Annotated in this window: 13 protein-coding genes and 1 tRNA gene; 5 read left to right on the top strand and 9 right to left on the bottom strand. The window is 57.1% G+C overall.

All coding sequences use genetic code 11. From position 1 onward, the window contains the following. The first annotated feature begins 27 nt into the window (after positions 1-27). The gene (locus HWX89_RS08350) at positions 28-1,038 is read left to right on the top strand and encodes a bile acid:sodium symporter family protein (RefSeq protein ID WP_138791957.1); all 1,011 of its coding nucleotides are present in this window, start codon (positions 28-30) and stop codon (positions 1,036-1,038) included. Positions 1,039-1,108: 70 nt separating this feature from the next. Here the strand turns inward: HWX89_RS08350 and HWX89_RS08345 are convergent, their stop codons facing one another. The 3 genes from HWX89_RS08345 to HWX89_RS08335 all read right to left on the bottom strand — a co-directional run bounded on the left by HWX89_RS08345 (position 1,109) and on the right by HWX89_RS08335 (position 2,917). Next, a complete protein-coding gene (locus tag HWX89_RS08345; protein ID WP_138791958.1) occupies positions 1,109-1,591 on the bottom strand; it encodes an Hsp20 family protein in 483 nt (160 codons plus the stop codon). Between the two features lie 154 nt (positions 1,592-1,745). After that, positions 1,746-2,339 carry a YceI family protein gene (locus tag HWX89_RS08340; protein WP_138791959.1) on the bottom strand — a complete coding sequence of 198 codons (594 nt, stop codon included), beginning with the start codon at positions 2,337-2,339 and terminating at the stop codon, positions 1,746-1,748. Then, a complete protein-coding gene (locus tag HWX89_RS08335) occupies positions 2,336-2,917 on the bottom strand; it encodes a cytochrome b (RefSeq protein WP_138791960.1) in 582 nt (193 codons plus the stop codon). Before HWX89_RS08335 ends, HWX89_RS08340 begins: the two co-directional genes overlap by 4 nt. A gap of 332 nt (positions 2,918-3,249) precedes the next feature. Here HWX89_RS08335 and HWX89_RS08330 point away from each other — a divergent pair, with 332 nt between their 5' ends. Beyond that, positions 3,250-4,191: an alpha/beta fold hydrolase gene (locus HWX89_RS08330; protein WP_138791961.1), complete on the top strand. Its 942-nt coding sequence runs from the start codon at positions 3,250-3,252 to the stop codon at positions 4,189-4,191. 8 nt (positions 4,192-4,199) lie between these two features. Here HWX89_RS08330 and hisN read toward each other — a convergent pair whose 3' ends face one another. Both hisN and HWX89_RS08320 read right to left on the bottom strand, forming a co-directional pair. Continuing rightward, on the bottom strand, positions 4,200-4,976 hold the full coding sequence (gene hisN, locus HWX89_RS08325; protein WP_138791962.1) for a histidinol-phosphatase: 777 nt from the start codon (positions 4,974-4,976) through the stop codon (positions 4,200-4,202). Positions 4,977-5,264: 288 nt separating this feature from the next. Continuing rightward, positions 5,265-6,149: an N-formylglutamate amidohydrolase gene (locus HWX89_RS08320; RefSeq protein ID WP_138791963.1), complete on the bottom strand. Its 885-nt coding sequence runs from the start codon at positions 6,147-6,149 to the stop codon at positions 5,265-5,267. 180 nt (positions 6,150-6,329) lie between these two features. Between HWX89_RS08320 and cpdR the strand changes: the two genes are divergently transcribed. From cpdR to HWX89_RS08305, 3 genes are all read left to right on the top strand, one after another. Beyond that, positions 6,330-6,692, top strand: a complete 363-nt coding sequence (cpdR, locus tag HWX89_RS08315; protein ID WP_138791964.1) for a cell cycle two-component system response regulator CpdR — start codon at positions 6,330-6,332, stop codon at positions 6,690-6,692. 81 nt (positions 6,693-6,773) lie between these two features. Continuing rightward, positions 6,774-6,848, top strand: a tRNA-Val gene (locus HWX89_RS08310). A gap of 456 nt (positions 6,849-7,304) precedes the next feature. Continuing rightward, entirely contained in the window at positions 7,305-9,248 is a 1,944-nt protein-coding gene (locus tag HWX89_RS08305) for a methyl-accepting chemotaxis protein (RefSeq protein WP_138791965.1), read from the top strand. A 101-nt stretch (positions 9,249-9,349) separates the two neighbouring features. On the opposite strand, the gene HWX89_RS08300 is transcribed toward HWX89_RS08305, so the two are convergent. Genes HWX89_RS08300 through HWX89_RS08285 form a run of 4 tightly spaced genes read right to left on the bottom strand, consistent with a single transcriptional unit; the run spans position 9,350 to position 14,044 of the window. Next, entirely contained in the window at positions 9,350-10,510 is a 1,161-nt protein-coding gene (locus HWX89_RS08300; protein ID WP_138791966.1) for an alanine racemase, read from the bottom strand. A 41-nt stretch (positions 10,511-10,551) separates the two neighbouring features. Next, complete coding sequence (locus HWX89_RS08295) at positions 10,552-12,423, bottom strand: adenine deaminase (protein ID WP_138791967.1); 1,872 nt, start codon at positions 12,421-12,423, stop codon at positions 10,552-10,554. Then, entirely contained in the window at positions 12,420-13,079 is a 660-nt protein-coding gene (locus tag HWX89_RS08290; RefSeq protein WP_246705103.1) for a helix-turn-helix domain-containing protein, read from the bottom strand. The genes HWX89_RS08295 and HWX89_RS08290 overlap by 4 nt, the downstream gene beginning before the upstream one ends. 29 nt (positions 13,080-13,108) lie before the next feature. After that, the gene (locus HWX89_RS08285; RefSeq protein ID WP_138791968.1) at positions 13,109-14,044 is read right to left on the bottom strand and encodes an N-carbamoyl-D-amino-acid hydrolase; all 936 of its coding nucleotides are present in this window, start codon (positions 14,042-14,044) and stop codon (positions 13,109-13,111) included.

Genomic DNA, 14,044 nt, shown 5'->3' with positions numbered 1-14,044 from the left:
AGTAGAATACGCTGAGAAAGAATTCCGATGAGCCGCTTTCTTCCCGATCGCTTTACCATGATGCTGGTTGCGACCGTTCTTCTCGCCTCCATACTGCCTGTCAGCGGTCAGGCCGCCGATTACTTCGGCGTGGCCACGAAACTTGCGATAGCACTGCTGTTTTTCCTGCATGGCGCACGTCTTTCGCGAGATGTCGTTATCGCCGGCCTCCTACACTGGCGCTTGCATCTTGCCATTCTTCTGGTGACCTTCGGCCTGTTCCCGCTGCTTGGCTTGGCAATCGGCTTTATTCCAGGCGACATCCTGCCTGCGCCGCTCTATATGGGCATCCTGTTTCTTTGCGTTCTGCCCTCCACCGTTCAATCGTCGATCGCCTTCACGTCGATGGCAGGCGGAAATGTTCCGGCGGCGATCTGCTCGGCTTCGGCCTCGAACATTTTCGGCATGTTTCTCACACCGCTTCTCGTTGGACTGCTGTTTACCGTTGGCGGCCATGGCGGTGGTTTTTCGTTTGACGCATTCTTGCAGATTTTCTTGCAATTGCTGCTGCCGTTTATTGTCGGTCAGGTCTTGCAGCCCTGGATTGGCGACTGGATCAGGGCACGCAAGAAACTGCTCGCGCCTGTTGATCGCGGTTCCATCCTCATGGTTGTTTACCTTGCTTTCTCGGACGCCGTGATCGAAGGCATCTGGCACACATTCTCGCTGCGTGACATCGGCGTCGTGATCGGCATCGATATCGTCCTGCTCGTTATTGTCCTTTGCGTCACCATGTTTGGCAGCCGTCTGCTGGGTTTCAACAAGGCTGACGAAATCACCATCACCTTCTGCGGCTCGAAAAAGAGCCTTGCCAGCGGTGTGCCGATGGCAGGCGCTATTTTTGCCGGTCAAAGCATCGGCGCAATTGTTCTGCCGATCATGCTGTTCCACCAGATCCAGTTGATGGTGTGCGCGGTCCTTGCCCAGCGTTATGCCCGCAAGGCGCATGAGAAGGCCGCGGCTGTCACCGCGGAACCTGCTGTGGCTCCATCACGGTAAGAATTTCCGGATCGGCAAACAAAAACGGCCTCCCCAAGGAGGCCGTTCGTTTAGGTACTGATCGTCAGGATTAGTTGACCTGAGCCGGCGTAACCTGCGCTTCGATCGTCTTCGCTGCTTCGGCGATGTCAGAGGAAATCGCGATGCGGCGCGGTTTCATCGCTTCGGGAATGTTGCGGACCAGATCGATATGAAGCAGGCCGTTCTTGAGAGAGGCGGACTGGACTTCAACGTGATCGGCAAGCTGGAAGCGGCGCTCGAAGGCGCGTGTGGCGATGCCGCGATAGAGGAATTCCCCTTCAGCAGCCTTGTCTTCCTGGGACTTCTCCGCCTTGACCGTCAAGGCATTGGCGCGGGATTCGATGCTGAGTTCGGTTTCATCGAAGCCTGCAACTGCCATCGTGATACGGTAGGTGTTCTCACCCGTCCGTTCGATATTGTAGGGCGGATAGGACTGGGCGGCTTCGGGCTGCCCGATACCATCGAGCATCGAAAACAGGCGGTCGAAACCGACGGTGGAACGATAGAGGGGAGAAAAATCAACGTGACGCATGGTGTCCTCCTTGTGAGCGACTGTTTGCGGTTAAGCCGGACATCCCTTTCTGGCGACGGCCGGTCTATGGCACGGCCCCGTTCTGGCGACCGTGACAAAGAGGTGGGTATCGCTTCGCGTCTCGTCAAGGCCACGGTGTTGGCCGGTTGCGTTGTTACCGGCGCGCGCCTTCAATCGACATGTTGAACTGCACAACATTGGAGTAGATCGGTGTGCCGACATCCTTCGCGTATCTGGAGCGGAACACGCCACCCGTCACCTGGAACGCGATGCGAGCGCCGTCCCAGCGGGTCAGTTTGACGTTGAATGTCTCCGTGCGTTTATGACCTTTGGCCGTCAGTTCTCCTGTGACGGTCGCGGTGTCGGACGCTGTTTGAGCAATGCCGGTAGAGCGGAAGGAAATGGTCGCGTAGCTGCCGGTGTCAAAGACGGCAGTTGATTTAAGGAAGGTATCGATACGTTGTTGGCCGGTTTCGACACTGTCCGGTATCAAGGTGAACGTCACCGTTGAGCGGCTTATATCGCCCGCCTGGAGATTGAAGGTACCCGAAAATTTCCCGAATGTGCCCCTTATGCCGGCGCCCCCACCAACCTGTTCGACTGTGAAACCGATCCGTGAGGATGGCTGGATCGCGTAGCGCCCTGCCGCTTCGTCGAAACTCGGTAGCGCTGCCGCAATCGCCTGTCCGCAGAGGCAAATGAGAACGGCGGCCGTATATGTCAATCGGAAACACAAGTTGGTTTTCATGGGCGTTTCTCCAGGGGGCGCTGTCCGTTTTTGCCAAGCATCCGAAGCAATACGGAATCCCGTTTCCAGAGATGGTGGTAGAGCGCTGCTCCGATGTGCAGCACGACGAGACAAAGAACCGTATAGGCAAGGGTCGCGTGGACGTTTGACCAGACTTCTTCGGCACGGTCGGAGCGCGTGAGTGGAAGATCGGGAATGACGTAGAGGTTGAACAAAAACGTCGGAATATTGAGAGGGGAAACAGACGCGATGGCCCACCCTGCGAGCGGCACGGCCAGTGTCAGCACGAGCAGGCATCGATGAACAACGCTCGAGGCAATGCGCTCGATAGGGCTCAACTCTGCTATTGGCGTGACAGGCATCGCGAAGCACCAATGCACGCCACGAGTGATGGCCAGCGCCAGAACCAAGATGCCGAATGATTTGTGCCACTGGAAAAGCGAAAATTGCAGGCCTGGATCGATATCCGGCTGCGTCATGATGTAACCAAGTGAAAGCAGACCACAGATCAACACGGCGATGAGCCAATGCAGAATGATCGCAGAACGTCCGTAGCTGTTTCTGAATGCTTTCTTCATGCGACAACCTCCCGCCGCACAGCAATTGACGATCCGCCTTTTCGTCACCGCCCGCAAGTCATTTTCCCGTTAAAAGACAGGGGCATTCCAGAGCGGCCATCACGGAAGCTGAATTTCCAATGAATGTGCGGTTACAGAAGTGTTCAGTTTGAGGTGTCTAGAACTGGGCCTATCGGAGCGATGCTTCGAAGACAGAAGCAATAACGTCCCTTCTTCTTCTGTCTTTCTGGCCGGAACCGCGACTGCTTTAACCGTCGGTTCCGGCAATTTTTTCTTTGACGTGTCCGTTTCCCCGACCTATCCGATATAGGCACGACAGCCGGAAAAGATTGATGACCGAAGCCCTATTGCGCGCCAGCGAAAACAACCCGGTTCCTGAGAACAACACCGTTGGTTATTTCACCGGCTATGGTGGCAAAAAGCTTCGATATGCGATTTTTCGCGCCAGTCGCCAGCTTGCCCGTGGAACGATCGTGCTGCTGCATGGCCGAAACGAATGTATCGAAAAATACTTCGAAACGATTGCCGACCTGACCGCCATGGGCTTTTGGGTCGCGACGTTCGATCTGCGCGGCCAGGGTGGTTCGGAACGGTTGCTTAAAAAGACCGATGCGGGGCATGTTCGCCGATTTTCCGACTATCAGCGCGACATCAACCTTTTTCTGGAGCAGATTGTCTTGCCGGACACCCGGCTGCCGTTTTTCATGGTGGCGCATTCGACCGGCGCGCTCTCGGCGCTCGCGTCGGCTCCCAAACTTTCAAACCGCATTGAACGGCTGGTTCTGACCTCACCCTTTGTGGCTTTAGGCGAGCAGCAATCGGTTCCGCCCTCGATCATTCGGCTTGTGGCCACGGCTCTCAGTTTTGTAGGGCTCGGTGCAGTTCAATTGGGAAAAGACCAGCGAGAGCGCGACTTTGACGGCAATCCGCTGACGTCCGATGCGACGCGTTTTGCCCGCAATCTTGCGCTCCACAGGCAGAATGCGGATCTTTTCGTCGGTGCGCCGACGGCACGCTGGCTCTACGAAGCACTGAAAACCATGGATCGTGTCATGCGCCAGGATCACCTGACCAAGGTGACCATTCCAACGCTCGTGCTGGCGCCGATGCTCGACACAATCACGCCCTATAAGGCGCAGGAAGAGCTTTCACGCAATTTTCGAGCGGCACAACTTCTTCCCGTTACTGGTGCCCGTCATGAACTGCTGCATGAGCGGGATGTCTACCGCAAGCAGGCGCTTGCGGCGATCGATGCGTTTCTCGCGCCGGAGTGAATTTTAGCCTACAGCCTGGAAAGGACAGCGAGAGCTTCTTCGTGGACGGTCTTTGAACCGGACGCGATGATGCGCCCGCCATTTTCCGGTCTGCCGCCATCCCAGGTGGTCATGATGCCACCTGCCTGTTCGATGACGGGAATGAGTGCGCCGACATCGTAGGGTTTCAAGCCTGATTCGATCACCAGATCGACGTGCCCAGCGGCAAGCAGGCAATAGGCGTAGCAATCCACGCCATAACGGAACAGGCGAACCTTATCCTGAACGGCTGCGTAAACCGGCGCTTCCTCTGCCGTGAAGATGTGCGGTGACGTGGTGAAAAGCACGGCATCCGACAGTGAGGCGCACTCGCGTGTCTTGATCTTTCGCTCACCGTCCGGCCCGAAGTACCATGCGTCCTTTCCGTCTGCGAAATAACGCTCCCGGGTGAAAGGCTGGTCCATCATCCCCATCGTCGCGCGACCAGCGGATTGGAACCCGATCAGCGTACCCCAGACCGGAACGCCGGAAATGAACGCTCGGGTTCCATCGATCGGATCGATAACCCAGATATGGTCGCGATCCAGTCCGACATTACCGTGTTCCTCACCCAGAATGCCATGCTGCGGATAGGTGTTCTCGATCAACGCCCGGATTGCTGTTTCCGCAGCCTGATCGCCCTCGGTGACCGGATCATAACCGCCATCTTGCTTGTTGGTGACGGCAATGCCGGTGCGAAAGCGAGGCAGCGTCTCAGCGCTGGCAACATCGGCAAGTTTGAAGAAGAAATCCCGGTCGGGCAGCATGAGAACCTCATTCCCTGAACAATCTGGGCAAATCAATAGACTGGAACGGTGCTGGTCGTCCACTCATGTCTAGGGAGGAACCATTTCCATATTTTCAGCAAAAGCACAAAATATGTGCAATAATAAAATTGATTGACAAATGAGCACTTATTGACTAGGTTTATCTCACAGTCCTTGACTGTAAATACCCTCCTTGGGTGTTTCCTCCCTAGACTTGACCGCGCGCAGGCGCGGTTTTTTTTGCGCAGGTCTTGGATGCGCATTTCTTATTCGCCTGGATGGAAAGATTTATTCAGCCGCGAGCGACGTCTCGATGACGTATTCGGAGACAAAGGCGCCAAGCTGTCTCATAAAGATTTCCAGCGATGCCTGAATGGCATGGAAATCGGCATTCTTGACGAGGGTTTTCTCGTCGACATAGAGCGCGCGGTTCACTTCTATCTGCAAGGCATGCAGGGAGCGGATGGGGCGCCCATAATGCTCCGTAATAAAACCGCCGGCGTAGGGTTTATTGCAAACGGCAATGAAGCCCAGTTCTTCAAGAAAGTGCAGTGCAGCCCGTGAGACCTCCTGGGACGCACTGGTGCCGTAGCGGTCGCCGATGATAATGTCGGGCCGGATGTTCGAGCCTGCAACACGAATATTGCCCGGCATCGAGTGGCAGTCGATCAGAACCGCCATGCCAAACTGCGCGTGTGTGCGTGACACAAGCCTTCGCAGGCAGGCATGATAGGGTTTGTATATTGTCTCCACACGCGTTAGCGCCTCTTCGACCGGCAGACGATGCGCGTAGATATCCATGTTCTCGGCAACAATGCGTGGCACCGTGCCCAGTCCGCCGGCAACACGCATGGAGCCGATATTGGCGTAGGGTGGCAGCGTGCCGTCAAACATGCGCGGATCGAGTTCATAGGGCTCACGGTTGACGTCGAGATAGGCGCGCGGAAAATTTGCTTTCAGGATGGGCGCGCCGATCTCCGGAGCCGCTCCAAAGAGTTCATCGACGAAATGATCCTCGGAACGGCGAATTTCATGCGGGCCCAGCCGCGATGATTCGAGAAAGGAAACCGGGTAACAGCGACCGCTGTGGGGGGAGTTATAGACGAATGGCAGGGTTTGGACGGCAGGTTCCGTTACTTCGAACAGCTCGTATTCACCGGTTATCCAGTCCATTCAGCCCATTTACCATGTCGTAAAACTATCAGAATGCTTATGTTGCCAGTTACTGGCAGGCAAGTCCATACTATCGCCCAAACAGCGCTATACCGATTCCCGCGTTCACAGGATATTTACCCTGAAAACCTTACAATCGGACTAGGTTATTCCAAACATCGAGCAGTTACGGTCACTTAAATGAATCAGAAAATCCTTCTTGCTGAAGACGACAATGATATGCGGCGCTTTCTCGTCAAGGCGCTGGAAAAGGCTGGCTACCAGGTCTCTTCCTTCGACAACGGTGCCAGCGCTTATGACCGTCTCCGCGAAGAGCCTTTTTCGCTGCTTCTGACCGACATCGTCATGCCAGAGATGGACGGTATCGAACTGGCGCGCCGCGCCACCGAACTCGACCCAGACCTGAAAGTCATGTTCATCACCGGCTTTGCGGCGGTCGCTTTGAATGCCGATTCGAAGGCTCCGAAGGACGCGAAGGTTCTTTCCAAGCCATTTCACCTTCGCGACCTCGTTGATGAGGTCAACAAACTCCTTGTGGCATAAGGGTTCTCAAAAAACCTTCACAAAACCGAAAAAAAGCAGTTGACGTGCGATCGGGTTTTGTGGTCTATCCGCCGCAACGGAGGGCGTGTAGCTCAGCGGGAGAGCACTACGTTGACATCGTAGGGGTCACAGGTTCAATCCCTGTCACGCCCACCATCCTAATTCGTTGATTGAAGAGGGCTTCTGAGAAATCAGGAGCCCTTTTCCTCTTTTAGCCTTCAGGCTCATCTCGTCGTTATTCTTTAAAAATTCCGCGCCAGACCGAAGCGGTTTTTGTCCGGTTTCCGGCCTGTGGCGACAGCGTCAATTGCCCCGTTTCCAAGACATGAATAATTCGGCAGCAATCGATGCGAATTGCGATTGATTGGGTGCCTGAAGTAACAATTCATTCAGTGATTTGGTGAAATCTACGCCGTGCAGGTTCCAATGTTTCATCGGAGGAGCCGGTAGAACGAGTGGACACCATCCTCGAGCGAGCTTTGGCCGCTTTCACCGGATGCCCGCTTGTCGCCCTATGAGGAGGGGCACAGCTACCCGCGATGTTTCATTCTATATTTCGTTTCTCAGGCGTCCTGGAAGGGAGCCGGGGAAGCGCTTGCCTTGAGGCTATTCATGTCGTTCCTGAAAAATACCAAGATAAAAACGAAGGTCGTTTTTGTCATATCGCTGATGAGTCTGATGTCGCTTTCCGGGATCAGCTATGTGAGCTGGCAATACAAGAGCACAGACAGCGTCTACAGCGATTTCATTGCCAATGAGGCGCTCGCTGCCGTACTGAATGCCCGGACCAGCGGAAACCTCAACGCATTGGGCATGCAGACGCTTCGCGCCACGCTCAATGATCCAAAGAGCAGCGATTTTGAAGCCGCGGTCAAAACCTTCAGGGCCGACCGCAAGCAGCTCGAAGAGCGCCAGAACAAGATCATGGAACTGGTTCCGGCCCGCACGGATGCAGCCCGCGAGATCCTGAAGGGCGTCGTTGAAGTGGAAGACCTTGGCAACAAGGCAATCGCGTTGGCTCAGGCCGGCAAACAAGCCGAAGCCCAGCAAATGGCGCTCGCCGTGCTTCAGAAGATGACCGAAGTTTCCCCGAAGATCAGCGCCGGCAACGAGCAGCTCATTCAGGTCATGAATGAGGGGCGACAGCGTCTGACAGCCAGCACCAGCACGACGATCTGGACGGGCCTTGCTGGCATCGCAATCGTCTCCCTGATGTTGATCGCGCTTGGTCTTCTGATTTCTTCCCGGGGCATCACCGCGCCGATTGCGCGCCTGCGTGAACGCATGGGATCGCTGGCGGCTGGGGATACGGTGTCGGAAATTGACGGCATGGACCGCAAGGATGAAGTCGGTCAGATGGCCGCCGCCGTTCAGGCCTTCCGGGAAAGTGCAATCGAGCGCATTCGCCTTGAAAAAGAGACGGAAGCCAATCGCTCGTTGTCGGAAAAGGATCGCATCGAGCGTGAGAAACAGAAGGCGAAGGAAACCGTCGATGTGCAGTTTGCAGTCGATAATCTCGCCACGGCACTTTCGAAGATTGCCCAGGGTGACGTGACCTACCGTATCGTGCAGCCATTTGTGGCCAGCCTCGACGGTATCCGTGGCGATTTCAACAGGGCTGCGGAGCAACTGCAGTCGACGCTGAACCAGGTGGCGCAGAATGCCCGTGGCATCGATGCTGGTGCGAACGAGATCAGATCGGCGGCCGATGATCTTGCCAAGCGCACGGAACAGCAGGCTGCTGCTGTCGAGCAGACTGCCGCGGCACTCGAGGAAATCACGACGACCGTGAAGGACGCGAGCAAACGCGCCCAGGACGCCGGGCACCTCGTTGGCCGTGCAAAGGTGGGTGCAGAACAGTCGGGTGAGGTCGTTCAGCGGGCTGTGTCTGCAATGGAGCAGATTGCATCCTCCGCCAATGAGATTTCCAACATTATCGGCGTGATCGACGAGATCGCCTTCCAGACCAACCTGCTGGCGCTGAATGCGGGCGTCGAGGCGGCCCGTGCCGGCGAAGCGGGCAAGGGTTTTGCGGTTGTCGCGCAGGAGGTTCGTGAACTGGCGCAGCGTTCGGCAGGTGCGGCCAAGGAGATCAAGAATCTCATCACCACGTCCAACGGTCAGGTTCAGCAGGGCGTCCAGCTGGTTGGCGAGACCGGCAAGGCGCTGGAGCAGATCGTGACCGAGGTGAAGGAAATCAACCGGCACGTCGCAGCGATTGCGGAATCGGCACAGGAGCAATCGTCCGGCCTGCAGCAGATCAACACCGCTGTGAACCAGATGGATCAGGATACGCAGAAGAACGCTGCCATGGTCGAAGAAAGCACGGCGGCAAGCCACGGCCTTGCCCGCGAGGCGTCCTCGCTTAACCGGATACTGTCCCAGTTCAAGCTGTCAGAAGGCGGTTACAGTGAAGCGTCAGCAACGCTCCGCACAGCCTCGCCGGCTGACAGGCCTGCAGTGTCACCCGCGCGCGCACTGGGTGGAAAGATCAGGGCTGCATTCGCTGGCAATGCTGCGCTCAACACGTCTGCGGATAGCTGGGAAGAGTTCTGATACGGACCGGCGAAAAACGTCTGCCTAGAGGCTAGGATCGGGGTCGGAAAGTTTGAACGCTTTCCGGCCCCTGTCTTTTCGCTAAACCCGGGACTTCAAGGTCATGGAAACGCAGAGCGTGTGCCTTCAACGTGAATTTCACGCGTTGCGACCCGATCATTGCCGAGACCCAGCATGCCCCCGCTCAGATTGGCGACAGGGCAGCTATGGTTTGGCAGGATGAGGATGGGGGTGCCATTGGCTGGCCGCTTTTCGCTGTAGGAGAGAAACGCATGTTCCTCTGATAGCTTCAGCACGCTTAGTGGTTCGTCGGCACCGGCGATCCATGCCTCGCCAAAGCTGCTTGTGGCCGACGTTCCATGAGCGCCGAGATCAGACGACAGCGTTTTAGATCCGACATTGGCGATGGCGTAACGGTCATTGCCGGAAACGATGCGGGCAGCGATGCCAAGGGCAACATCCGTACGCTTTGCGATGCCGAGACGGACTGCCGTCAGATCGAGGAAAGCATAGTTTCCCGGTCGGACCTCATCCACGCCCTCAAATCCTGCATTGGACAGGAGAGTGGGTGTGCTGCCAATGGAGATGCGGTGAACCGCGACGCCGTTCTTTTCCAGGCGGAGGCGAAACTCTGACAAAAGAGAGAGTTCTTCGGTTGCCACCACTCTGATCGCATCAGGATCGGGGGCGCCGTAAGCATGGCCTGCGTGAGAGAGCAGCCCGACTAGACTCAGGTGTGGATCACGATCGATAGTCGCTGCAAGCTGCAGACCCGCATCTCCTTTCGGATCGACGCCACAGCGATGCAGGCCAACATCGACCTTGAGAAAGACCTGAACGGACATGCCGAGCTTGCGACCGGCGGAGGACAGGGCGCTGACACCCGCATCGCTTTCAGCGATGAAACGCAACCGCTGCGGTTCACCCGCCAATTTCAAAAGAGCAATGATCGTTTCTTCTGATATCAGCGGGTAGGCAATGGTGACCGGATCGTGTCCGGCTTGAAGCAGCATCTTGGCTTCATGCGCGCGCGCCACCGTAAAGCCCTTGGCACCGTGATCAGACTGCATTCCGGCAATGGCCAGGCTCTTGTGTGTTTTCACATGCGGATGCAGTTCCGCCTGTCCGGCAACCAAGTTCGCCATCGCCCTGAGATTGCGGTCAAGCGTCGGGAGATCGATGACCACGCGTGGTTCAACAAGCGCGTCGAAACCAGAAAAGCGGTTTTCGAGCTCAGGTGTAACGGTGGTGATGGCGGTCATGCTTGCACTTTCAAAAGAAAACGGGGAGGGGAAAGTCCGGCTTAGAAGACAACCGGGTGGGTCGCTCCGGTCTGGACGTTGACCAGACCCTGCGGGGCATGGTCGCTCGGTGCAACCAGAACCCAGCGCCAGGGCGCGCAGGTCAGAGTGGCAAACGCCAGCCGTTCAGGGAATCCCGGGAACCAGCGCGGCATGAAGGTCGGTTCGTACATCCATTCTATCTTTTCGCCGGCTGCATAAAGCGCCTGCATTTCCGCGTGCAACGCTTCTGCCGAGCGGCAGCTCATCAGGCCAGCCACCTCGTAACGAACGCGGGCAACGACCTCACCCGCGTGGACCAGCGCCCAGCCGCCGTCATTGTCTGCGACCGCATTGACGGCTTTTGCCATCGCGTCGTCGGACGAGCCGACGCACCAGATATTATGTTTGTCATGCGCCATGGAGCAGGCAAGTGCTGTGTCTGGCGTTGCCGGACCACAGCCGAGCCAGAACATTTTCGACACGCCAGCCTTGCCGGAAAAGCGGTCAATGACGGAGAATTTGGTGATGTTGCGGCTCTCGTCTCGCTGCACCAGGCCATCTTTCACCGGCAAATCGTAAGTGAGGAAGTCGTCTGTCCAGTGGAAGGGGCGCAGGACTGCGGCGGTCATGGTTTCTCGGCCAGGCGCAGCCTTGATGGCGAAATCGTCTGCCGTCAGATGCCGACCGATGTTGACGGTCTTCCGGGCCCATTCCGGCCAGTCGATCTGGGGCACTTCCGGCAGGAAGGTCTTACCTTCAGAGACCTGCCGTCCGTCCGCCCAGACCTTGGCGATTTCGAATGTCTCCACATCGGAAAGCAGCACGATGTCGGCATACCGGCCAGGAGCGATCGAGCCGACCCAGGGTGTAAGCCGCATGTGGCGGGCCGGGTTGATTGTCACGCACTGAATGGCGATTTCCGGCGCAAGGCCAGCTTGAATTGCAAGTCGAACATTATGGTCTGTCGCACCAAGTTTCAGCGTGTCGGAGGCAGAACGGTCGTCCGTCGTCAGCGCGATCTGCGACCAGTCGGAAAGGCCGCGCTCCAGAAGGCCCTTGATGACCTCCGGCAGACTGTGCGGACGTAGCTCCATGAAGAGGCCATGTGTGAGCTTGTCCCAGAATTCCTCGACGGTCCACGCCTCGTGATCGGAGGACAGTCCGGCGGCGGCGAAAGCATTGATTGTCGGCAGGTCGCGGATGCCCGCAGCATGTCCCTCAACCACGGCGCGCTTTTCGAAAGTTGCGCGGATCATGCCCCACAAACGGTCGTAAGAAGGGTTTTCCGGGTTCCAGACGGCTGGCCAGTCCATCACCTCATCAAGCCCTGCCGTCATCAGGCTGTCCTGAAGGAAAGCCTTCTGTTCATCGTAGCCGAAGTAACCGCCGCCGTGTTCATAGGCAGTGGGCGGTACTGCAGAGCCGGGCAGAGGGAAAATCTTGAGTGGTGAGCCAGCCTCACGTGCCTTTAACCAGAACTCCAGCGTTTTCGCACCGTTGACGTTGGAGAATTCATGGCTTGCCTCACAGGTCCAGGTGTTGCCACGCGGCAGAACCAGCGCGGCCTCCCATTCCGGTGTCAGATGCGAGCTTTCGATGTGCTTGTGGACTTCTCCAAGGCCCGGAACGGCAGATAGACTGGGTTCGTGCACGCGGATTGAGACTTCACCCGGATAGCTGCCTGCCTTGCCGACATAGGCAATGCGACGATCCTTGATGATGATTTCCTGGTCGTCCGACCATGTACGGGTTGCGACATCAAGCAGCCGCCCGACCCGCAGGGCCACATCAGCCTTCTCCTTGCCCAGGGCAACAAGCGTCAACCGCTGGCGGATCTTGATCTCGCTGGCGGCATCAATGGAAATATCCTGGATCGTCATATCGTTGGTCATGCTGTGTCCTCGCCGGAATGTGCCGCGCTTGCGGGACGTTCCAGGCAGATTGAGAGAATGCGGGCGATCTTGTCGCTGTTGGAAGAGAAGCCGTGCTCACTGGCGCCGTCGAAATAGACGCTATCGCCGGTCTTGAGCACGACGGGCGTGTACGGCTCCATGAAGAAGGTCACTTCGCCATCCAGTACGTAGACGAATTCTTCGGCTCGATGGGCGCTGCGAACGGTCTTGGCGTTGCCGGTACGCTTGGGAATGTCGATGACCATGGGCTGCATGGATTTTGCCGCCAGGCCAGAGGCGAGCGCTTCATAGGCGCCCATCTTGTTGACATAGGTCGTGCCTTCACCGGCGCGCGTGATAACCCGGGCTGCTGAGGCAAATTTCTGGGTCGAGCTGCCGATCAGGTCAGCAAAGTCGATGCCAAGTCCATCCGCCAGGCGCACCAGAACGCTGTAGGCCGGTGTCGACTGGTTGTTTTCGATTTTTGACAATGCAGATATGGAAACGCCCGTGCGACGTGAAACCTCGGCAAGCGTCCAACGGTTTTCGAAGCGCAGCCGCGACAGGATTGCACCAACGGGCATACCGACGGGTTTTTCCGCGCTTCGCCCATCAATTGCTACCGGCCTGTTCGGCGTTGCATCATGTTCCGCCATATAATGCCTCTCCATCCCGCCGATAGTTCTCAAACCTCGACAATTGGTCCCTTGCGCTCCACGATCAGACCGTATTGCGATGGCTCGCGGTGTCGAGCGAAATCGAAAATCGTGCGCTTGTACAGGACGCCCATGTCGAGGTCGCACCTGGCGCTGATGATCTCATCACCAGTTGTGGATGCCATCGCGACGATCTGGCCGGATGGTGCGACGATCATCGACAAGCCGATCATGTTCGTGCCTTCTTCACAGCCGGCCTTGGCAGCAGCGGCGACCCAGGTGGCGTTCTGATAGGCGCCTGCCTGCAATGACAGCTGGTGATGGAAGCCGGTCAACTGGTCGAAATCGAAGACGCCGGTGTGATTGTCAGGTGTGTTGTAGCCAACAAACACCATCTCTGCTCCCTGCAAGGCCATGACGCGATAGGTTTCCGGCCAGCGTCGATCGTTGCAGATGCACATGCCGACGATGCCGTCCATCGTGCGCCAGACCGGAAAGCCCAGGTTGCCGGGCTCGAAATAGCGCTTTTCCAGATGCTGGGCATCACGGCCGGGCACCGGCTCAGCGTGGCCGGGGAGGTGAACCTTGCGATATTTGCCGACAATCTCGCCATTTGGACCGACGATGATCGAAGTGTTGAAATGCCGCGTACGGCCATCTTCTTCGGCCAGTTCGGCATAACCGATGTAGAAGCCGATGCCGAGTTCTCTGGCCGCGTCGAAGAGTGGCTGTGTCTCCGACCCCGGCATCTCCCGTTCGAAATAGCTGTCGATCTCGGCCTGATCGTTTAAAACCCAGCGCGGGAAAAAGGTGGTGAATGCAAGTTCGGGGAAAACCACAAATTCTGCACCGCGCGATTTTGCCTCGCGCAGCAGTTCGATCTGCCGCTTCACGATCTGCGGACGGCTATCGGTACGGGCAATCGGGCCCATCTGTGCGCAGGCAATGTTGATGAAGCGGGCCAT

The sequence above is a fragment of the Rhizobium sp. RM genome, assembly GCF_013390595.1.
GTDB lineage: Bacteria > Pseudomonadota > Alphaproteobacteria > Rhizobiales > Rhizobiaceae > Agrobacterium.
The sequence above is the reverse complement of the archived record's forward strand: the minus strand, read 5'-3'. Positions and strand labels throughout refer to the sequence as shown.